We start from the raw sequence: 21571 nt of genomic DNA on the forward strand, positions 1-21571 counted from the left end.
TGCGTTCCGGACTGTGGTGGTCCATGGCGATCCTTCTCGCCTGCTGTGCAGCGCTGCTGCAGCTTGACCTGTGGACCCAGACCAGACCCACGCTGGCCCGCCTCGTCCCGGCTCCGTTCCAGAGCCGTGCGGCGACCTTCTCTGCCAATCAGGCCATCGAGCAGGGCGATTGGACCAAGGCGCGCGCACTCTCGATCCGGGCGCTGCGGCACCGGCCGATCCCGGCATCGAGCCTTTCGGCACTGGCTCTGGCACGTTCGCAGGCCGGGACCATTGCCGATGAAACCGCTTGGGCTGCGCTGGCCGAAGCAGCCGCGCGCGGATGGCGTGACGGCGCGGCACAGACCGGCGCGCTCGCCATGGCGATGGAAGTCGGCCGATACGATGTGGCAGCGATGCGGATGGACGCTTTGTGGCGCACCCGGATCGCGACATCCGGGGCCGAGCCGATTCTGACGGCGGCGTTCGCCGAACCCCGACTGCGTGCCGAGCTTGCCAAACGCTACGCCGCCGGGGTGCCTTGGGCCTCCGATTTTTTGAGCTGGGCCGGGGCCAATGTGCCGCCCGATCAACTGGGTGATTTTCTCGATCAGGCCGCAGCCGGCGGGGCGCGTCCCGATTGCGGGGTGATTGCAGACGTTGCGCTGAAAAGCGTGCAGGCCGGAAAGGGCGCGATGGCGCGCCAGCTCTGGACGCGGTTCTGCGACGGCCGTTCCGCCGGGAGCGAGACCCGACTGGTCGCACCGGCCGGCGACGACAATCTTACCGGCCCGTTTGACTGGACTTTCCCGGTCGGCGCGGAGGTGACGCGATCTTTCGATCGACGCGGGACGTTGCACTATCAGGCGCATGGTCTGGTCCGCGCGCGACTGGCGCAACGCTGGGCCGATCTCGCGCCGGGTGAACACAGCGTCACGCTGCGCCACGCCGGGGGCGATCCGGTGTTGAAAGTGCAGTGCATTGCGGCCGGTCAGTCCAGCCGGCCGATTTCAGCCGCGTTCGTTTACGGCGTCGCCAGTTTCACCGTCGCGGCCGAGGGTTGCGCGGCGCAGCGGCTGACGTTGGAGGTGGAGCGGGGCGAGGGCGCGATTGCGGGTGTCAGCGTTCGCTGAAGCGGGAATTTCGTAAGTCTGCCGGTATCGCCGACGATCGATCCGTAGTCGCCGGTTGCGGGCAGGTAGGGGCCGAAAGAGCGGGGTAAAGCATGGCAATCGCCGGATATCGAAGAGACATCGACGGCCTGCGCTCGATCGCGATCGGCTCCGTGGTGCTGTACCACGCCGGGTTCCAGGTGTTTTCCGGCGGCTTCGTCGGGGTCGATATCTTCTTCGTGATTTCCGGCTTCCTGATCACCAGCGGGTTGCTCAAGGATGCTGCGGGCGACGGGATTTCGATCGCCCGTTTCTACGTCCGGCGCATCCGCCGCATCGTGCCGGCCTATCTCGCCGTCGTCCTCGCCGCGCTCGTCGTCGGCGCGTTCCTGTTGTTGCCGAGCGAATACCTCGCTCTTGGTCGCAGCGCGCTGGCGACATCGCTGTTCGTCGCCAATATCCATTCGTGGAGCGAGACCGGCTATTTCTCCGGATCGGCAATCAGCCATCCGCTGCTGCATATGTGGTCGCTGGCGGTGGAAGAGCAGTATTACCTGATCTGGCCGATCGTGATGATGGGCTTTTTCGGGTTGCAGCGCCGGACCGGCCTGTCCACGGCATGGCTGCCCCGGTTGATCGTGGTCGCCATCGTGCTGAGCCTTGCGGCCAGCGAAGTGATGCTGAGCTATTCGGCCAAGACCGTGTTCTACATGGCACCGTTCCGGGCCTGGGAACTGCTGCTCGGCTCGCTGCTGGCCAGCGTGCGCTGGCCGCGGCTGCCCGGGCCCTGGGCCGCCCATGCGGTCGGTGGCCTGGCGCTGGCGCTGATGGTCGTGCCGATCCTGCTGCTGACCGAAGCCTCGCGTTTCCCCGGCCTGTCGGCGCTGGCCCCGTGCCTGGGGGCTGTGCTGATCCTCTATCGCGACGAGCGCTACCCTTCGTTCGCCGCGATGCTGCTGTCGCGGCGCATTCCGGTCTTTCTCGGGCTGATCTCCTACTCGCTGTACCTGTGGCACTGGCCGGTGCTGTCGTTCTACTGGTTCGCCACCCGCAGTGATCCCTCGCCCGGTTGGGCACTCGCACTCGTGCTCCTGATGCTCGCTCTGGCGACGCTATCGTGGCGCTATATCGAACGCCCGTTCCGCGTTTCGGCAGTGCCGCATGCCGCAGGGAGTGAGCGGCATGTGCTACTGCTGGGAGCCGGCGGACTGGCGGCAGCGGCCATCGCGGCGGTGGCGGTACTGGCGGGACAGGGCTTTCCGGCCAGACTGCCGCCCGCCGCCGCGCGCGTCGACGCGCTGGCGCGCGAGCCTTACGTTTCGCGCCATGGCTGCGTTCTGACGGATGCCTTGCCGGATGATCCCGCGCGATCGTGCTTTGCCGCCGCCGATCGTCTGCCCGGACGCAAGATCGTCCTGTGGGGCGATTCCTTTGCCGGCCAGCATGTCAACACCATAGAAGGCGCGCTCGACCGGCCGGGCCGACCGGTCATTTCGGTCGTCGCCACCGGCTGCACGCCGCTGGCGGGGGTGGACCAGTACTTCGGCAAGGGCCGCCTTGACGCGCGCTGCGGCCAGTTCAACCGCGCGGTTTTTCAGGAACTGCTGCGGCGCCCCGACATCGACAGCGTGATCATCGCCGGCCGCTGGTCCAATCTCTACGGGTTGCCGGCCAGGAAGGGCACGTTCGATCCGACCGCACGGTTCCTGATGGACGCAGACCACCGTGCCCGCAACGTCCGGTCCTCGCTCGATGTGATGGCGCGCTCGCTCGATCGCATGGCGGGACAGTTGCTGGACAGGGGTGTGGCCGTGACCATGCTGCGCGAACCGCCGCGCTATGCCGCCAATGTGCGCGACTGCGTGGCCCTGGCGCTGTGGCGTGGCCAGTCCGTCGTGAGCAGGTGCGGCATGCCGGAAGCGGAGGCGCGGGCCATGCGCGAACCGGTGGATGCGGTGTTTTCGCGTCTTCACCAGCGTTACAACAACCTGCTGATTTACGATCAGATCACCCAACTGTGCCCGGCGGATTATTGTCTCGGTTACAAGAATGAAACCCTGATTACGCGCGATACCGAACATCTTACCCGGGCCGGAAGCGTGATTGCTCTGGGGCCCCTGCTGAAATCGGCGCGTTTCTCCAATTTCCCTGCGGAATGATTTGAAGTTGACCCATTCGGGGTCATGCTGCGTTTGCGAATGAGGGTTGCGGATGGCCGCGCAGCATGTCATGAGCGGGTGAAACCACCTAGGGTGCGGGGACTAAGTTCGTGAAATTGAACCGCTCGTTGATGTTGTTGGGCGCATTCCTTGCGACCGCAGGCTGCGCAACCGTTCCAGCCAGTGACCTGATTACGTCGGGGCCCCGATACGAAGCACCAAGCGTCCAGGCACCTTATGCATTGGGCACCGGAGATCAGCTTCGCGTCATCGTCTATGGCGATCAGGTCATCAATAACGTCTACAAGGTCGGGCCGGACGGCATGGTCGTGCTGCCGCTGATCGGTGCCATCGCCGCCGCCGGCCGCTCCACCGGAGACGTGCAGGCCGAAGCAACCCGCCGGTTCGCCGCCGGTTACCTGAATTCGCCCAGCGTCGCGATCGAAATCGATCGCTACCGTCCGGTCTATGTTCTCGGCGAAGTGCTCAAACCGGGTGCTTACGACTATGCGCCCGACATGACGGCGGCATCGCTCATCGCCAACGGCGGCGGCTTCACCCCGCGCGCGAAGAAGTCCTACGTCTTCATCCGCGCTGAAGGCGGCACGGATGAAAAGGCCTATGAAGTGACGCCGGCCCTGCACATCCTGCCTGGCGATACCGTTCGCGTGGTCGAGCGGTATTTCTGATAGCGTGACATTGCGTTCCGTGCGCGATCCTGAATGGACCCGAATGCCCGGCGAAATGCTGCACGGGCAGGGTGTCTTAGCGTTGCTTTCTGCTTGCTTGCGCGGTGGTTCGGCCGACGGCCCCGCCCTGCGCGTTGCCGTCGGCCGGGGGGTGCTTTGCGCATTCTTCGGGCTAGGCGCTGTTTGCCTTCCTCAGGGGGCGGCGCTGGCACAGGTTACATCGAACATTCTTATCAATCCCAAAGTTCCGGATTACATGGTTCCCTATCAGGAGCGCAGTGTTCCAGAACAGGGGGACGGTGATTGGGCGGCGTTGGGCATCCGCGCCGGCAGCTTCAGGGTTTCACCGACGGCCAGCGTCGGCCAGAGCATCACCAGCAATGCCTATGCCACGGCGAAAGGCACGGCGGCGGCCTTTGAGACCATCGAAGCGGACGTGAAAGCGCAGTCGGAATGGGCGCGCCACTCGCTCGCTCTGGACGCCTACCGGCGCATCGATTTCTACGTCGGCCACAAGGATCGCAAGGAAGACGAATGGTCGCTCAAGGCGTCCGGTGATATTGACGTAACCGATGCCGACCAGATCAGTCTCGATGCCGACCTGAACCGGGTTGTGTTTAACACGCTTACCAGCAGTGACGTGACGACCACGGGTGCGATCGTATCAATGGTGTATGATCATCAGGCCATCGGCGCGACCAGAACATTCGGTGCCGGCCGCCTGCTGGTTCAGGGTGAGCGATACCACGTCAACTTCCTCGCCAAAGGCCTGCTACCGGCTGCAAGCCGGACCTATCGCGATCATGATATTTATCAGGCATCGGTCCAGGGCGAATACAGTTTCGCACCGTCATTTATGGTGTTTTCCCGGTTTAACTACGTCAAGACGGATTTCGGCAGCACAGTTAGCGTCAGCGGCTCCACGCAAAACAGCGAGGGCGTGCGATTGATTGTCGGCGCGCGCAAGACCATTCCCGGACTGGGCCGTGCCACGGTGGCCGTGGCGTACTCCCGTCGGACTCACGCCAGCCCGGCCTTCGGCCCAGTTAGCGGGCTTTCGGCCCAGGCGCGGGTCGAAGTATTCCTTTCGGCGTTGACCACGATCAAAGGTGAGATCGGCAACCGCATAGCCGACACGCAACTTATTTCAACGGCAGCGACCCGCGACAAATATGTGCAGATTGGCGTTGACCATGCGCTACTCCGGAACTTCAAGCTTGGCGCGGATTCGCGAATTGTCTGGCAGAAGGGACTAATCGGCAGTGATCCGAGCAAGTTCCTCAGCATCGGTTTTCGCGGCGATTATCTCGCTTCCCGACGCTTCGTGATTGCCGGCAGAGTTTCGTATACAAGCCGCACCTACCCACAAAGCGTTAACCGCCCCGGCATCAAAGAACTGACGGGCGGCCTCACTTTGACTTATCGTATCTAACATTCACCCGCACGAAGAGCATAGCACCATGGAAATCGTAGCCACACAGCAAAACGAAGCCACGCTTGCCGAACTCTACGTTCGCGTGCGGGATGTCCTGAAAAGACGATGGAAAATGTTCGGCATCGTCGCTGCTGCCACCTTCATCGTGCTGGCGGCGGGCATCATGCTGATCAAACCGACGTACACCGCGCAGACGCAGGTTCGCATCGATCCAACGCGCGATCCGGTCGCGAACAAGGACCCCAGCGGGCGCACGACGCTGTCGGACGAGGCGATCGATACAGAAGTCTCTTCGTTCTATTCGATGGCGCTGGCTAAGCAAGTGGTCGAGGAACTGAACCTCGTAAAAGACCCCGAACTTTACAAGAAGGCAACGGCGGCGACGCTGGTCAATAACGACGAAGATGTCCGAACCGCGATCGCGACTCTGCTGCTGCATGAACTAGCGGTTTACCGTGAACAGCAGACTTATGTCCTCGACGTTGACTACTCGGATGGCGATCCAGTCAAGGCGGCGATGATCTCTAACTCGTTTGCGAACAATTACATCAAGGGGGCCGTGGGGTCGCGCACCAGCGTGGCGACTGAACAGGCCAAGTGGTATCAGGAGCAGCTCAACAAATTGAGCTCGGAAATTGCTGCGGCGGACAACGCATCAGCTTCGTTCAAGGCCCAGCATGGGTTGACGGTCGGTACCGTCGAAAACGGTTACACCGGAACAATTGTCGACCAGCAAGTACCGTCTCTGGCCGCCAGCCTCGCGCAAGCAGAATCGGATGCGGCAGCATCGCGCGCCGAATATCAGGCTGCCCTTTCGCAGTCGCGCCGCTCCGGGTCAGGTGCGGTAACCGGGGTGCTGGCATCGTCGGTGGTTGCGCAATTGCGGGCTCAACTGGCACAATTGAACCAGCAGCGCGACCAGCAAGCGGCGCTTTATGGGCCGTTGCACCCCATGACGAAGCAGTATGCGACCAGCGCAGCAGAAATTGAAAAACAGATTTCGGCAGAAAGCTCCCGGATCATTTCGGCGCTGGGTTCTGCGGCTGCTGCTTCAGAAGCGCGGGCACAGAGCCTGCGGTCTGCGCTCAATCAGATCGAAGGAATTCGCACGGACCAGGCACGCGCCAGCGTAGTTGCGAACACCTTGGACAGGGACGCCGATTCCAAGCGCGAGCTTTACAAGCAGTTGTCGCAAGAGGCTCAGGAAAGCCTGCAGTCCTCGCAGAACTCGATGTCCTCGGCAACCGTGGTCAACCAGGCCATTCCGCCGCAGGAACCGAGCGCGCCGAACCGGCCGCTGTTCCTGGCGTTCGCTCTCATCGTCGGCATTCTTGCCGGTGGCGGAACGATCGCGGCGCAGGAAATGCTGGCTGCGGTGATCCGCTCCACCGACGATGTCGAGGACAAGCTCGGGCTGCCGATGCTGGCCGCCGTGCCGTTCGAAACGTCGAGCCGGCCGGCGCTCCAGGTTCGCGAGAACCCGACGTCGTTCTACTCGGAATCGTTCCGCATCGCCCGCACGGCGCTGTTCGGGGCAGGGGGGTGGCCGAGCGACTCCCCGGTCATCGCCTTCACTTCGTCGCTACCGGGCGAAGGCAAGACCACCTGTTCGCTGGCGTTCGCCCAGTCGATCGCCAGCAGCGGCCGGCGCACGATCCTGATCGACTGCGACGTGCGGCGCGCATCGCTGTCGGGCGCGATGGGCACCGCCGCCGGCGCGAACGGTCTCGTCGAATATCTCTCGGGCGAAGCGCAGATCAGCGACATCATCACGCCGACCGATGTCGACAATTTCCACACTATCATGGTGCGGGTGCCGTACTTCAACGCCACCAACCTGTTTGATGGCGAGCGCATGGCCAAGCTGATCGCTTACGCGCGAGCCAACTATGATCAGGTCGTGATCGATCTTCCGCCGATCGTCGGTCTGGCTGACGGCCGCTTCCTTGCCGGTCTGGCCGACCAGCTCATCTTCGTCATCAAGTGGAACTCCACGCCGATGCCGGCGGCGCGCGCTGCGGTCGAAGCCCTGCGCGCCATTGGCAAGGAACCTTCGGGTGCGCTCGTCAACGCGGTCGAACAGAACTCGGACATGCTGGTGGCCGGGTATTACCTCGATCGCTATTCCAATTACTACAACCAGTCGAGCACCTCGAACGGTTGACCAGCAGGCGTGAACCCGGCGGACCCGTCGGATGCCGATACCTAGGCGGAGCAGGTCCTTCGCGGACCTGAGCCGTTACGCCGTCGCCTTGGTGGGCAATGCGGGTAGCTCGGGTGCCCAGTTTCTCCTCAGCCTGGTGCTGGTCGCCAGGCTCCCGGCAGCGGGGTTCGGACAGTTTACGTTCCTGCTGTTGCTCGCCCAGTTCATCATGGCGGTGGCGGCGGCCCTGTTTGCCGCCCCGGTTGCCTCACTACAGCGGGAACCTGAGCCGGACGGACAGGATGCCTGGGTCGCGCTTAGCGGTCTGCAACTGGTTTTCGTGATACCGGCGGCTGGCGTGGCGATGGGTGCAGCGATGCTGGTTGGCGCGGATGGCCGGACTGCGCCTGTCTTCGCACTGGTCGTGGTGCTCGGATGCTTGCGGCAGTTCGGGCGCATTTCGCAATACAGCCGCAGCGATCAGCGCGGCGTGGCGCTGTCCGATGCGCTGTTCTGCCTGATCCTGCTGGGCGGGATAGCACTGCTTCTGGTCGCCCCGACGGCGCAGGCGCTGCTGCTTGCATTCGCAAGCCTGTCCCTGGCGCATGCGCTCGGCATCATCCCGCTTGCCGGGCAGTTTTCCGCGCTGGGCCGTTCCGCTTCTGGCCTTGGCGTAAAGATGGGCATGCTGGCGCGCTACCGGTCCATCTGGGGGCAATACAGCCGGTGGTCACTGCTCGGGGTGATCTCGACCGAGGCCACCGCCAATGCGCACAGCTATCTCGTGACGCTTGCCCTGGGGCCGGGCGGTTACGGAGCAATCGCCGCCAGCGCCGTGCTGACCCGCCCCGGCAATGTCGCGTTGATCGCCCTGGGCGAATTCGAACGCGCGCGCCTTGGCCGGCTGCATGCTCTGGGGGGCGATCTGGCGGGCAGTCGCGGGCTGTTCATTGCCGCCGCCGCAATCGTCTGGCTGGCGAGTGCCGGATTGACGGCAGCGGTCCTGGTCTGGTTCCCCGACCTGCTGCTGGAGCGGGGCTACGAGCCGGCGGCATTCACCATCGCCGCCTGGGGGTGGCTGGCGGTACTACTGGCCCGCTGCGCCTATCTGCCCGCTTCCACCGAAATGCAGGCGCTGGGCGCCTTCCGGGAACTCGCCTGGCCGACTGTCATCGCCATGCCGGTGAGCATCGCCGGGACGGTCATCCTGCTTCACTATGCCAGTCCGAGCTGGACCTTGGCCGCGATCACGCTCGGCCAGATTGTGGCTGGTGCCCTGATCCTGATCCGCTATCGCGGCCTGATGACCCGAGCCGAGACATGACCGTGGCCGTGACCATCGCGATCAAGGCCTATAACGAAGCGGACAACATCGCCGCTGCGATCGAAAGTGCGCTGGCAGCGATCGCCGAGTTGGGCGGCGGCGAGGTGGTGCTTGCCGATTGCGCATCGACCGACGGCACCGCACAAATCGCGTCACGCTATCCGATCCGGGTCCTGTCGCTCGCCAAACCGGACGAGCGATCGTGCGGGGCCGGTGCGCAACTGGCCTATCAGGGCGTGCGGACCGAATTCTTCTATCTGATGGATGGCGATATGACCCTGATCCCGGGGTTCCTGCCGCAGGCGCTGGCCTGGCTCCAGGCGCACCCGGATTTTGCCGGTGTCGGCGGCAACGTGAAGGATCGTTACCTTGAAAATGCCGAGTTCCTGATCCGCGAAGCGTCGCTGGCGCGCGATGCGCATCGGCGCGAAGGGCCGGTCGATCGCCTTGACGGTGGTGGGTTGTACCGTGCTGCGGCGATCGAACACCTCGGCTATTTCGCCGATCCGGCACTGCGGTCCTTCGAGGAGTTCGAACTTGCCGCCCGCCTTGGCGTGGCGGGGTGGAAGATGGCGCGTATCGACGTCGATGCGGTGCTGCACAGCGGGCATCGCATCGATGGCCTTTCACTGATGTGGTACCGGTTTACCTCCGGGCAGATGGGCGGCGCGGGCACCCTGCTGCGTGCGGCACTGGGCAAACCACACTGGCGCTATACCCTCGCGCACTTGCGGCAGGTGCGCGCAGTCGCGACCGTCACGGGATGGTGGATGCTGTTGCTCGCCGGTGCGATAGCAGGGGCCTGGCTGGCTGTTGCTTTACTGGTGGTAATACCTGCAGCATTTCTGGGGTTTCGGCGGCGCAGCCTCAAACTGGGCCTCTACTCTTTCCTCGTGTGGAATCTCGCGGCTATCGCGACGTTGCGCAGCTTTGTGGAACATCCCCGGCGGTCCAGCTTACAAGGCAAACAGCTCGCCTTCACCGTGCTTCACGAGGGCTGAGTAGCTCTCAGCGCAAGCGCAGCACAGCCGCATGCATTGCGTCGAGCGCTGCGTCCACAATTCGCGACCAGCCGTAGGCGGCACGGGCCCGCTCACCGGCTTCCCGGCCCTCGCGTCGAAGCTGGTGCAGGTCCTTTCCGGCAAGCCAGGCGTAAGCGTCGGCAGCGGGTTGATCGTCGCCCGTGGCGTGGCCGCCACACGTCCGGACCATGGACAGGCTTCCGGCCATGGGGCGCACGATCGGCAGCGTATCAGCCGCCAGCGCTTCCAGCACGATCAGCGGAAAACTGTCGATCGCCGACAGATGCACCAGCACGTCAGCCTCACGCAGAGCCTGGGCGATGCCGTCCGCATCCAGCCAGTCGATGAGGATGACCTGATCTGCCATCTTGGCCTCGGCGATTTTCCGCGCGATTTCCTCCACCACTTCCGTATCGCCTCGACCGATGAGACGGGCGGCAAACGGAATTCCGGCGCGCTTCAACTTCGCGCACAGGTCGAGCATCAGCAGTGACCCTTTGGCGGCGGAAAAACGCGCGGCGTGGATCAGACGCAGCGGCGCATCGGTCGCGGGCGCGGGCGGCGTGGCGAAGGCCTGCGCGGGCAGGAACGTCCCGATCACATGGCGCGGAAGATCCGAAGGCAGGCTGATCTCGCCGTCCTGCCCCGCGAACAGCAGGCCCAGACCGTGCGCCCGCCCCATGATCGCCAGCCGCAGCCGGCGAACCCATCCGCGCGTTTCCAATCGACTGGTGGCACCGAAATGGGGGGTGACGAGGACGGTCCACCCCAGCGCCCGGGCGAGGGGCACGAACAAGGCCTCGGCCAAGCAACTGACATGGACCCAGGCCAGATCGAAATCGCCGCGGCGTGCCACCAGCGCCTTGGCGCAGCGGATCATCCGCGCCAGGCCGCGATCGTTGACATAGGCGGCCTCGGTCGGAAACAGGGCGACTTCGGCCTTGGGAGCGTGGCAGCGGAACGCCTGCAGCGCACGTTCGCAATAGGCCTCTAACCCGCCCGGATGGCTGGGCGAGCCACCGATGATGCACAGGCGAACCGGTGCGTCGCCGGGCGAATCGGCGCGTTGGCCGGCTTGCGCCGCCGGCGGGGTCATCGGCTGCGCGGCTGTCCGCCAGAGGAACGGGATGATCGCCCTGACGACGATCCACCGCCAGAGCGACGGCGCGATTGTCCTCGACTACCGGAACGGGCGGTGCTGACAGGCTGCGGCTCGTCCTCGTCACGGGTCGCCCAGGCCAGGAGATCGACATTGCCGGACGGAACGCGGCCGCCCGGCCGGGTGACCAGAAACACCATTGCCGCAGCCAGGACGACGAAGACCTGACCGATCGAATCGCGATCGAACAGCGTGCTTTCAGTGGCGTTGTGGGCGATCAGGAATACCAGCGTCGACAACAGCAAGGCCCCGACCTGCTTGTCGCCGCGACGCCAGTTGAGCAGCCGCAGTATCGGCCAGACGAACGCGGCATAGACGCACAGGCCCAGGCCGACCGGCCCGATCGTGATCAACAGGTCGAGGTAGCCGTTGTGCCCTTGGGCAATTTCCAGCAGCCAGCCACGTCCGAACTGATTGATCGGGCTGGCCCGGCCGATATCCCAGAACGATCCGTATCCCGCGCCGAAGTAAGGGGCGTTGCGGTAATAGGCCCATAGGGCCTCCCAGATTATCGTGCGGCCGCTCAGGGTTGTGGGATCGTCCACCGTAACGCGCATGAAGGGATCGGAAATGACGTTCTGCACGATCGCGCCGATCCCCCCGAGCACGATAACCAGTGTAATGATCGCCGGTCGCCAGCGATAGGAATAGAACGAGAAAAGCCCCCCGGCGACCAGTGCGGCAGCGCAGCCGGCAATCGATGTGCGGGACTGGGTCAACCACAGAAACGCACCGGCTGCCGCGAGCACGGCGAACCGGATGACGATCGGCATGCGCCTGGGGTCGAACGTGAACAGCAGCACCGTCAGCGCACAGGTCATCCCGGCGATATTCTTGTGCTCCATCATGCCGCGCCAGTCGCCGACCAACCCTTCGTCGCCGGACTCGTTGATCTGGTGGATACCCATGGTAGGGTCGCTCAGCACTGTGATCCAGTTGGCGGCGAGCAGCACGGTCAGCAGCACGCGCAGGATCAGCAGGCTCGTCCGGTAGCCGATCTGGCGCACCATAATGAAGATCAACCAGGTGACCATCGTAAGCAGCAGGACGCGGCGTATCGCGATCAAGGGCTCGATCGCCCAGGTCATGCTCAGCCAGCACCAGCCCAGCGCGAAAATGAAGGGCCAGGGCATGACGAAAAGTCGGCTGCGGACCTGAACCCCGTGCACCGCCCAGACAGTGAGTCCGGCGATGGTGAGATAGCCGATCTGTCGGGACAACTGCCCGCCAGTGCCGTCGGTCGACGAGTAAGTCATGAACGGGCCGAGCAGCGACAGCCCGACCAGAGCGGCGAATGCGACGATCAGCCAGAGCGGTCTTACGGCCAGGTCGGGGGTTTTCGGCCGTCGCCGGCGTCGTCGGCTGCCCTCGTCAGACGACGGAGCAGTGGCTCCGGCAGCATCCTGGCCGCCTCCCACCACGTCGGATTCCGACGGCGACGGAGATTCGATTACGCTGGCAGGCTGGTCAACGGGCGAAGCGGGCGTTGCGGGCGAGGACATCTACGAACTCCTGCGCGCTGTATCGAGAAACGCGCTGATGGCGTTGCAGATTTGCTCGCGGCTGGTGATGCTGGGCTGGGGTGTCTGGCTGGCGGGGGGATTGAGGACGGCGTGGCGCAACTGGGTCTCGTCGTTGGCGACGGCGAGGCCGGGGCGGCCGGAGATCATGGTGACGGTGGCCATCTGGTGTTCGTTGCGGTGCTCGCCGAGGTAGCAGGTGCGCGGGAACAGGATGATCGGCTTGCTGTGCCGCTCGGCGGTGAGCAGCGAGCCGATGCCGGCGTGCGAGACGATGAAGCGGGCGTCGGCGACATAGCGCTCGAACTCGACCGGCTCGATCACCCGGTGCCAGGTCATGTTGCGCGGCAGATAGCTGCCGCGGCCGATCTGGGCGATCACCGGATCGGCGAGCGACGGGGCGATCTCGTCCATCAGCCGGACCAGGCGATCGAACGGAAGCTGGGTGCCGACCGTCAAGAGGATCATAGCAGCGCGCCGCAATACTTGCGCTTGCGCCCTTTAGCGAGATGCGGCCACTGGGTCAGCCACAGCGACGCGAACGGCAGCGCGATCCGCCCGCTGAGCGAGGGCACCTCGTAATTGGCGATGGAATCGATCCAGATCGTGCGCGCCCCCAGCAGCCGCGCGACGATCAGGCAGAACAGCCCGGGCAGCGCCCCGGTGGTGATGAGGACTTCGGGCCGGTGCCGCCGGATCAGCTTGACCGAGGCGACCAGGCAGCGCCAGGCATCGCCCGGATTATCGCGGTTGGCATCGGGCAGCAGCAGCGCCGCATCGATCCCGTCACGATCCGCCATGCCCTTGAACGTCGTCACATAAGTCACGTCGCACCCCGCGTAGGCCGGGTGCAGCAGCATGAGTTCGTCCCAGTGTCCGCCCCCCGAAGCGACCGCCATCACCCGCATGCCCCCGCTTATCAATGTGGTCCCCGACAGGCGAGCCTCCAAACACTAGTCCGCGCAACACGCGATATCAAACCAAGCCGCTCCGCAACGCCCGCCCCGATCAGCCCACATCAACCGCCAAGCCCGATCAGGCATTCTCCCGATACACTTAGCCCGCACACCCAACCTTCGCAAACGCAATATCAACCTTCATCAACCATTTCAGCGCCGCCCCGAAATGAGATGCGCGGTGGGCAGGCCGGTTCTTTTCCGGCCGGTACTTTGGCCAAGTGTTCCCGCTTTTTCCGAGTTAGTGCGCCAGTCGCGGAAGCGCACGATGATCGTGACCTGATTGCGCCGGGGCGCACGGCGACCACCGAACAGCGCCGTGGCGAGGAACAGGCACGAGGTGATCGCGATCGATTCCTTCATGTATACCCCCAGCACCATTTCGGTTCCCGCGATCGACGCAAAGGTCAGCAGGACCAGGCTGACGATGCGCCAGCCGGGAGCATCGGGCCCGCCGCGCCGCGCCAGCGTTTCGGCGCGGCTGACCGCGAAGAACAGCATCAACCCGAATGCGGCGAGGCCGACGATCCCGACATCGAGCAGCATTTGCAGAAACGCATTGTGCACCGAAATCGCGCTGCGGTCTTCGGCCGGCCAATAGGCGAACATGGCGGCATACTGGCGGGAAATCCCGGTGTTGGCCTGCCCGAACAGCCCGTTTCCCAACAGCAGCGGGCCCGACTTTGTCCAGGCGAGATAATCCCAGCACTTTTCCCAGATGAACTGGCGGCCGCTGAACAGGCCATAGGCGGTGGACCGTCCACCGGCGATCTCTGCGACGGACGGGAACAGATCGGCGTAGACGACCACCGCGACCTCCAGCCACGGCAAGGCCAAGGCGGTCGCCGCCAGCGCCCATGGGATGCGGCTGAGGACCCTCGAAAGGAATGCGATGGCGATGGCGAGGATGAACATGCGGGTGTCGAGCAGGAGCAGCAGCAGCAGGCCAAGGCCGAAGGCTGCTCCGCGCAGCCACACCCAGCGCCCGCCGGCCCCCATCGCGATGACGCACAGCAGGGTCGGCACCACCGCCCCGTTCTGGAAGGCGGAGGACAGCGGCATCATCACCCGATGGGCCTTGAAGCCGAGGAGCGTGAAGAACAGCCCCGGCGTCTTCGTCTGTGGTTGCCAGGCGCTGCCCGGGTTGACGTATCCGCCGAGGTGGAGCGCCAGATCGAGACTGCAGATGGCGAGCGCAGCAAGGAGCAGCCCGCTCATCAGCGCGCTCACCGGCCTTGGTTCACCCGATGCGGCAAGGCAGAAAGCGAGCGCGGAGATCGCCGCGAGGATGTTGAAGCCGAAGGTGTTGAGCACCGGCTCACGCACCGGACGCAGGCCGTGGTTGTACGAATAGACAGCAGCCAAACACAGGATTGCGAAGTTGGCGACAAACAGCGCCAGCCTCCCCCAGCTTATGTTGAGGCCCAGCGGCTGCTTCCACATCGCACCCAGCCAGAACCGGGCAAAGATGATGGTCGGGATGAAGAACAGCAGCGGCACCATGGCGATCTTCGGGAAATCGAGAATCAGGAGTGACGGCACTGTCAGGATCACGAAAAACCCGATGCCCAGCAGCGCGGATCCGCGGGTAATACACAACCCGGACGGGTGCAGTTCCACGCTCTACACCATCCGCTGCAGCAGAAAGGCTGCACCGATCAGCATGGCGAGGCCCGCTGCGGGCCTTACGGCTGCGTCCAAGTCGCACGCCGGCCACTCCATGCCGAAGCGCCGGACGGCCATCACCGTGGGTAGCCACGCATAGCACACCAGCAAGCTCAGCGTATTCGCCCATGCCGCCCCCAGCGCGCCATGGCCGGGTATCCACCACAGGCACAGGGCCAGGTTGACCAGCCCGGTCGCCCCGTCGAGCCAGTGCCAGACGATGTGGTTGGTGATCGAATAGTGCTGCAGATGCACTGCCCCATAGCGTTGCAGGAACAGCCCGGCCGCCATCACGCTCCACACGGGCAGCGATACGAACGGGTGATGCGGTTGCCAGCGTGCCAGCAGCGGCGTTGCCAGCGCGAGGATGCCGCACAACAGCGCCGCGACCCAAAGCGAGCGGCGCATGGCGATGGCGGCGATTGCGACATGCGCTTGCGTCCGCTCCGCCGCAAAGGCCTGAACCATGCGATGGAGGGCGGACTGGACCGGCACCGCGCTCAGCATCATGATCACGGCGATGCCGTTCAGCGCGAGGAGGTATCCAGCCAGAGTGCCGGCGGACACGTACTTCGCCAGAAGCACGCCCGAGCCCTGCCGCACGCCGGTACTCAGCAGCACTCCCAGCCCGGCCCGCCAGGTCGGCGGCCATATCACTCGCGCCGTTGGCCCAAGCCGCGCAGTGCGCGGCTCTTGCCATCCCGTCCAGCCATGACGGCGTGCAAGGTATCCGTTCGCAATGGTCGCGGCCATGATCGGCACTTGCGCGATGATCGCCATCACCAGCAGCGACCCGGAAAACCGGAGCGCGATCATAGCCAGCAAGCCGGACAGCGCCCAGCCAATGCCGTCGATCAGGCGCGGCCGGGCGAGGACACCGCAGCCGTTGAGATAGGTCAGGTGACACAGCAGCGCGGTCCGCAGGGGCGCACTCGCCACAATCACACTCCACGCTGCCCACATATCGTCCGGCCGGACCGACGCGGCGATCACCGGGGCGACGAAGTGACTGCCCGCCGTCGCCATCAGCACGGTGATCGCCACGGTTGCGGCCAGGAACACCCGATGCATCAGTGCCCGGATATCCGCCATCGACGGCGCTGCGCCCGCGCTGGACGATGGCTGCCGCCCCGCCCCAACCTGCGCCACCGCCAGCATGCGGATGAAGATTTGCGGCGCGCCGAGCAGGAGGAGGTTCTGCATCCCGATCATCGTCGTCGCTAGCAGCCAGAACGCCGCACCGGGCGCGCCGTGATCGCGGTACAGCAGGGGCACCGGCAGGACGCAGCTCCCCGCCCTGGCGAGGTTCGAAAAGGCCAGCATCAGCGCAGGCGATTCCAGAACAAACCGTGGGCGAGAGCGCAGCGCCTTGGCGGGGGGCCGGCGGGACAGATTTGGCGCGATCAGCACCAGCGAACGCTCAACAGCGTGCCATCGAGCGCGTTCCGGGACAGGCCGGTCGCGGCGCTGGTCACGAACGCGTGGGTCGGGTCGGCGAAGGCGATGCTGGTGGGGCGGCGGACCGGCAGCGCGACCTCGGCGATGATCCGGCCCGTCCGGTCGAGCTGGCGGATGCATCCGCCGTCCCAGAATGCGACCCACAAGGTTCCGTCGGGGGCGATCGTCATTCCGTCGGGGAAACCCTGATCGGGTTCGAAATCGCGCCAGGGGGCAATATCGCGGCAGCCGTGGACCGGCTGAAGGTGCCCCGATATATCCGCCGGATCGCGCTATCGGTCAGGTAGACGTGGTTGTTGGCGGGATCGAAGGCGGGGCCGTTGGTAATGCCAAATCCGGCCGCTATTTCGGTCCGTGCGCCGCTGGCCGGATCGTAGCGGAACCAGCGACCGCAAGTATCCTGCTCCGCATCGTCCATCGTGCCGATCCACAAGCGGCCACCAGGATCGAGCTTGGCATCGTTGAAGCGGATATTGCCGGGGAATTCGCACAACGTCGCGATCGGAGGCTGTAGTTGGGGAGGCGCGCCAAGGGCGATCGTCACCAGTTCCCTTCGCGTGGCCGCGATCAGGGTGGCTGCTCCGGGCAGCGGGATGGCGCACGTCAGCATGTCCGCGATCGGCCAGCTTTCGTTGCGGTTCGCCTGGGGCATGTGGCGCTTGAGTCGGCCGCGCCGGATGTCCACCCACCACAGTACACCGCGTCCCGCGTCCCAGTACGGGCCTTCTCCGAGCAGTGCTTGCCCGCTGTCGACGCACGAGATGCGGGGCGCGCTCACGCCGGATCGTGCAGCCGCGACAGGATGCCGCCGTCGAGAAAAAAGGTCGAACCCGAAGCGAACGCGGCGGCTGGCGACGACAGGAACAGCGCCGCATCGGCAACGTCCTCAGGCCGGCCGATCCGGCCCGTCGGGTGCGCTGCGCCGAGCGCTGCCAGCTTGTCCTCGTGCCCTGCGAAACCGTCAGCGAGCATCGGCGTGGCGATAGCTGCGGGGGCGAGGCAGACCGCACGGATGTCCGGCCCAAGGTCCACCGCCAGCGCGCGGGTCAGGCCGTGCAGCGCCGCCTTGGAGGTGGCATATGCGACGAATTCGCGCTTGGTCGCCTGGGCATGGACCGACCCGATGTTCACCACGCAGCCTTGCGCATCGCTCAGGTTTTCGCGGAATAGCTGAGTCAGCGCGAACGGAGCGGTGACGTTGATGTCCTGTGTCGCCTGCCAGTCATCGATCGCCAGTGCGCCGGTGGGTGCCAGCCGCTGGATCGCGGCGTTGTTGACGAGGATCTGGAGCCCCACGGCACCCAGCGCGCCGATGACGGCATCGTGAAACGCCGCCCGCGCGGGCGCTTCGCGGGCAATCGCGCGCAAGTCTGCCGGCACATAGGCGCTGACGTGCGGCGGCGCGGCCGGCGGCAGGTCGGTGCCGACGACGAACCACCCTGCCGCCAGAAAGCGCGCGCAGATGGCCCTGCCGATGCCGCCCAGCGCGCCGGTGACGAGAACAGCGCCGTCCGTCATGCGATGCCCAGAAACCCGAACAGCCGCTCGATCGCGAGGTGCGACACGCGGCGAACCGCATCGCGGGTGTTCGAGGCATTGTGCGACCCGAAGATATTCAGCGGGTACTGGCGCAGCGCATTGCCGGGGCCGAGCGGCTCGGTCTCGAACACATCGAGCGCGACCGAATGGATCGCCCCGCTCTGCAGCCCGGCGACCAGCGCCGCCTCCTCGATCACCGGCCCGCGACCGACATTGACGATCCGCACGCCGGGCTTGACCCGGGGCAGGACCGGGCGGCGGAACATGTGCCGGGTCGATGGGTTCAGCGGCGCGGTGAACACGAGGAAATCGCACTGTTCGATACCGTTCGGCCATGCCGGGTTGGCGAGGATTGGCAGATCGCCGGTATCCCGGTAAGCCGGATCATAGACGCGGACTGCCATATCAGCCGCCAGCAGCCGCCGCGCGACGTTTCGGCCGATGTCGCCAAAACCGATCAGGCCGACCACCTTGTCCGCCAGCGACAGGCCCGGCGGCTTGGGCCAGCCACCGTTCAGGCGGATCTCGCGGTCAATGTGGTAGGTCTCGCGCGCCAGGCCGGTGACATAATGCATCGCCAGATCGGCCACCTCGCGCCCGAACACGCCCGGCGTATTGACTGCATCGAGGCCGAATTCTGCGGCAGCGGCAAAGTCGACGTTGTCGATGCCCACCCCCCACTTGACGATCGCCCGCAGCCGCCCCGCCGCACCGGCAGCCAGCACCGGCCGCGTCGCCGGGTCGTCACCGATGATCCAGCCGTCGAACCCCGGCAGGACTGCCATCAGTTCACGCTCGCTCATGGTCTGGATCACCGGCGCACAGCACAGGGTGACGCCGCGCTCGGCGAACAGCGGCCTGAACTCATCGATCAGGCCCAGCATCGGCGGGCAGGTGACGATGACCTTCGCCTCGGGCATCACCGCGCGCCCCGCCAATGGAGCGCCAGCGCTTCGGCAATGCACCATTGCTCGGGCGTATCGATATCGATGGCTTCCAGCGCCGGGCTTTCGAACAGAATGGGGTGCCGGCCGATCCGGGCACTGGTCCGGGCGAAGCTGTTACGGCTGAAAATGTAGAGGTTCGAATTCTCCTCGAACCACGGTTCCAAGTCCTGCGTGCGGATCAGATTGTTAGGGTCGTGATTGATCGGCCGGCCGCAGCCTGCGTAGAACCGCGTCTGGATGCGGTTGACGGTGAACAGCGAATCCGCCTCGCCGCTCTCGACCGCCCGCTGATACTGCGCCAGCGCGGCAGTGATCGATGCGGCCGACAGGAACGGGTTGGTGGTGTGGGTCATCAGATAAGTGTCGGCCGCCAGCGCCGCGATATCGTCGACCAGAATACGGTTCATCGAGACGAGATCGCCGCAAATCTCCGGCCGGCGATCGCGGATGATGACCCGGCCCCCGGCGAACCCGTCTTTCAGGCCATGCCCGGCCAACATATCGCGCGCATCGGTATTGATGACCACCGCATCGATCGCCGGCACCGCCAGCAGGGTATCGAGTATCCAGCGGAACAGGGGCCGATCGCCAAGGTGCCGGAAATTCTTGCCCGACACCCTCTCGCTGTGCGCCTTCATCGGCAGCAGGGCGACGGTGCGGGTCAACGCGGGCCCTCCAGTTCGGCCACCAGCGCGCGGGCGGCGGGGCGCTTCTGGGGAAAGAAGTACTGCTCCTTCATCCGGCGGGAGAGATGGCGATGCTCGTGGTTGCCGCGATAGGTGCCGTAAAACTGCATCAGCCGATACTTGCAGATGTCCAGCCAAGCCCGGCTCAGGCGGCGCTCGGCCAGCGCGGCGGACCAGTCAAACACGATCCCGGCAACGAAATAGCGGACGAAATCCGGGAAACTGACATGCACTTCGGGCATGATGCTCTTGAGCGCCACCGCCTCGCGCTCGAACCGGCGCTTGATCTGCCGACAGCGCTCCTGATGAATGTGATAGACCGCCGACGTCGCCACGTACCCCGTGGCATGGCCGGCGTCGCGCAGCCTCTTGGCCAGCGCCATATCCTCCAACCCCGTCAATTCCTCGTCGAACGGATGGAGACGCCAGACCGATCGCAGCAGCGCCGCGTTGGCGTTGTTGCAGAAGAAACCCTCCTGCGGGACGGCGGAGGTTTCGGGGTAGTATTTGCGGAACAATTGCCCTTCCGAAAACCGCGTCAATTCGGGATGGCCCTGCTGCCGGCCATAGGCATAGACGCAAACCCCGCGCGCCAGCGGCGTGACAAGGTTGTGCAGCCAGTCGGCATCGGTCGGGATGCAATGCCCGCTGATAAACACCAGCCAACGGCCGCGGGCGGCATGGCATCCGGTGTTCAGCGACCGGCCGAACGAGAAGCGATGCTGCTCGATCCTGACGATCCGGCAGCCATGCTCCTGCGCAATCTGCACGGTGCCGTCCGTCGAACCGGAATCGACCACCACGATTTCGCGGGTCATGCCGTGCATCGCCTGACGGTCGATGGCGGCCAGCAGCTCGGGCAGCCAGCGCGCCTCGTTATACGTGCGGATGACGATGCTGACATCGATCGCCCCGCTATCGGGATCGCCGCCCATGGTCGAAGTCATCGGTCGAGCGCGTCCTTGAGCGCCATCTTCTCGAACACCGTGCAGGCCCCGTCCACAGTGGCATCGATGATCCGGCGGCCTGCAGCTTCGTAAGCCTGCCGCGCGAAGCGATAGGCGATCTCGGAGCGGCGCAGATCGGGCAGTTCCCACTTGGTGCCCTTGGGGAAATAATCGGGATGCATGTGATCGCGATCGACCTCGGACTGCCGGACCTCGGTTGCATTCGGGGTGCCCTGCGCGGCAAAGCGATGGTCCATGCCGATGATGATGACTGTCGCGAACCCCAGGTGATAGGCCACCTGCAACGCGGCATAGGTGACTGTCCCGCCGGACGAGATCGGCTGCGCCAGGTCTGTCCCGAATGCCTGCACCACGCGCGGCGGGATGCGCAGGTAGAAGCAATCCCGATCGCCTGCGAAGCGTGACCGGTAGCTTGCGTTCACGAACTTGGGCATCGGCAATTGCCGGATGTCCTCTGCGAACTGCTCGATCACATGCTGGGCGGTGACCGCGAAATAAGTGGGCACGAATCCCCATTGTTCGAACATCAGGTAGGACCGGTTCATGCCGATCGACGGTAAGTCCCGGATCAATTTCAGATCGGTCCGATTCAGCGACGGCCCGTTGCAGATGATGACGCAGGTCTCGCCGCGATGCCGGTCCTTGAGCTCCCGCAAAGCCGTGCGGTTGTGCCGGGCACCGCTGCCGAACAGCCACCACAGCCGATCCGGCACATCCGCAATCCGACGTCTCAATGCATCGAGAATGCGGCTTGCCGGGAATTCGTTCATCATCAGTAGATGAGGTTTTTCAGTATCTTTCGCCGTGAAT

Annotated in this window: 20 protein-coding genes; 7 read left to right on the forward strand and 13 right to left on the reverse strand. The window is 64.9% G+C overall.

Going from position 1 to position 21571, the window contains the following annotated elements:
* Window positions 1-23 precede the first annotated feature (23 nt).
* The 7 genes from IE122_RS04625 (at window position 24) to IE122_RS04655 (ending at window position 9842) form a co-directional block, all read left to right on the forward strand.
* Complete coding sequence (locus IE122_RS04625) at window positions 24-1112, forward strand: hypothetical protein (protein WP_189619939.1); 1089 nt, start codon at window positions 24-26, stop codon at window positions 1110-1112.
* Window positions 1113-1204: 92 nt separating this feature from the next.
* Window positions 1205-3250: an acyltransferase family protein gene (locus IE122_RS04630; RefSeq protein WP_189619940.1), complete on the forward strand. Its 2046-nt coding sequence runs from the start codon at window positions 1205-1207 to the stop codon at window positions 3248-3250.
* Between the two features lie 131 nt (window positions 3251-3381).
* Window positions 3382-3939, forward strand: a complete 558-nt coding sequence (locus IE122_RS04635) for a polysaccharide biosynthesis/export family protein (RefSeq protein WP_268249002.1) — start codon at window positions 3382-3384, stop codon at window positions 3937-3939.
* Window positions 3940-3958: 19 nt separating this feature from the next.
* Window positions 3959-5371: an outer membrane beta-barrel protein gene (locus IE122_RS04640; protein ID WP_189619942.1), complete on the forward strand. Its 1413-nt coding sequence runs from the start codon at window positions 3959-3961 to the stop codon at window positions 5369-5371.
* A 28-nt stretch (window positions 5372-5399) separates the two neighbouring features.
* Window positions 5400-7538 (forward strand): GumC family protein, encoded by a 2139-nt coding sequence (locus IE122_RS04645; protein WP_189619943.1) that lies wholly within the window; start codon window positions 5400-5402, stop codon window positions 7536-7538.
* 31 nt (window positions 7539-7569) lie between these two features.
* Window positions 7570-8841 (forward strand): hypothetical protein, encoded by a 1272-nt coding sequence (locus IE122_RS04650; RefSeq protein WP_189619944.1) that lies wholly within the window; start codon window positions 7570-7572, stop codon window positions 8839-8841.
* Window positions 8838-9842, forward strand: a complete 1005-nt coding sequence (locus IE122_RS04655; RefSeq protein ID WP_189619945.1) for a glycosyltransferase family 2 protein — start codon at window positions 8838-8840, stop codon at window positions 9840-9842. The genes IE122_RS04650 and IE122_RS04655 overlap by 4 nt, the downstream gene beginning before the upstream one ends.
* A gap of 7 nt (window positions 9843-9849) precedes the next feature.
* Here IE122_RS04655 and IE122_RS04660 read toward each other — a convergent pair whose 3' ends face one another.
* From IE122_RS04660 to IE122_RS04720, 13 genes are all read right to left on the reverse strand, one after another.
* A complete protein-coding gene (locus tag IE122_RS04660) occupies window positions 9850-10959 on the reverse strand; it encodes a glycosyltransferase (RefSeq protein ID WP_189619946.1) in 1110 nt (369 codons plus the stop codon).
* Window positions 10956-12524 (reverse strand): O-antigen ligase family protein, encoded by a 1569-nt coding sequence (locus IE122_RS04665; protein WP_189619947.1) that lies wholly within the window; start codon window positions 12522-12524, stop codon window positions 10956-10958. The genes IE122_RS04660 and IE122_RS04665 overlap by 4 nt, the downstream gene beginning before the upstream one ends.
* Window positions 12525-13010, reverse strand: coding sequence for a glycosyltransferase (locus tag IE122_RS04670; protein WP_189619948.1), 486 nt, complete (start codon window positions 13008-13010; stop codon window positions 12525-12527).
* On the reverse strand, window positions 13007-13441 hold the full coding sequence (locus IE122_RS04675; protein ID WP_189619949.1) for a glycosyltransferase family protein: 435 nt from the start codon (window positions 13439-13441) through the stop codon (window positions 13007-13009). Before IE122_RS04675 ends, IE122_RS04670 begins: the two co-directional genes overlap by 4 nt.
* A 210-nt stretch (window positions 13442-13651) precedes the next feature.
* Window positions 13652-15097: an O-antigen ligase family protein gene (locus IE122_RS04680; RefSeq protein WP_189619950.1), complete on the reverse strand. Its 1446-nt coding sequence runs from the start codon at window positions 15095-15097 to the stop codon at window positions 13652-13654.
* 24 nt (window positions 15098-15121) lie between these two features.
* Entirely contained in the window at window positions 15122-16486 is a 1365-nt protein-coding gene (locus tag IE122_RS04685; RefSeq protein ID WP_189619951.1) for a lipopolysaccharide biosynthesis protein, read from the reverse strand.
* A gap of 80 nt (window positions 16487-16566) precedes the next feature.
* The gene (locus IE122_RS18480) at window positions 16567-16791 is read right to left on the reverse strand and encodes an SMP-30/gluconolactonase/LRE family protein (RefSeq protein ID WP_189620228.1); all 225 of its coding nucleotides are present in this window, start codon (window positions 16789-16791) and stop codon (window positions 16567-16569) included.
* Complete coding sequence (locus IE122_RS18485; RefSeq protein ID WP_189619952.1) at window positions 16788-17399, reverse strand: SMP-30/gluconolactonase/LRE family protein; 612 nt, start codon at window positions 17397-17399, stop codon at window positions 16788-16790. The genes IE122_RS18480 and IE122_RS18485 overlap by 4 nt, the downstream gene beginning before the upstream one ends.
* Window positions 17396-18139, reverse strand: coding sequence for an SDR family NAD(P)-dependent oxidoreductase (locus IE122_RS04700; RefSeq protein ID WP_189619953.1), 744 nt, complete (start codon window positions 18137-18139; stop codon window positions 17396-17398). The genes IE122_RS18485 and IE122_RS04700 overlap by 4 nt, the downstream gene beginning before the upstream one ends.
* Window positions 18136-19080, reverse strand: coding sequence for an NAD(P)-dependent oxidoreductase (locus IE122_RS04705; protein ID WP_229813755.1), 945 nt, complete (start codon window positions 19078-19080; stop codon window positions 18136-18138). The genes IE122_RS04700 and IE122_RS04705 overlap by 4 nt, the downstream gene beginning before the upstream one ends.
* Window positions 19080-19772 (reverse strand): acylneuraminate cytidylyltransferase family protein, encoded by a 693-nt coding sequence (locus IE122_RS04710; protein WP_229813757.1) that lies wholly within the window; start codon window positions 19770-19772, stop codon window positions 19080-19082. The genes IE122_RS04705 and IE122_RS04710 overlap by 1 nt, the downstream gene beginning before the upstream one ends.
* Entirely contained in the window at window positions 19769-20740 is a 972-nt protein-coding gene (locus tag IE122_RS04715) for a glycosyltransferase family 2 protein (RefSeq protein ID WP_189619954.1), read from the reverse strand. Before IE122_RS04715 ends, IE122_RS04710 begins: the two co-directional genes overlap by 4 nt.
* Window positions 20737-21534: a 6-hydroxymethylpterin diphosphokinase MptE-like protein gene (locus tag IE122_RS04720; protein ID WP_189619955.1), complete on the reverse strand. Its 798-nt coding sequence runs from the start codon at window positions 21532-21534 to the stop codon at window positions 20737-20739. Before IE122_RS04720 ends, IE122_RS04715 begins: the two co-directional genes overlap by 4 nt.
* Between the last annotated feature and the right edge of the window lie 37 nt (window positions 21535-21571).

The organism is Novosphingobium colocasiae, assembly GCF_014652555.1.
Classification (GTDB): domain Bacteria; phylum Pseudomonadota; class Alphaproteobacteria; order Sphingomonadales; family Sphingomonadaceae; genus Novosphingobium; species Novosphingobium colocasiae.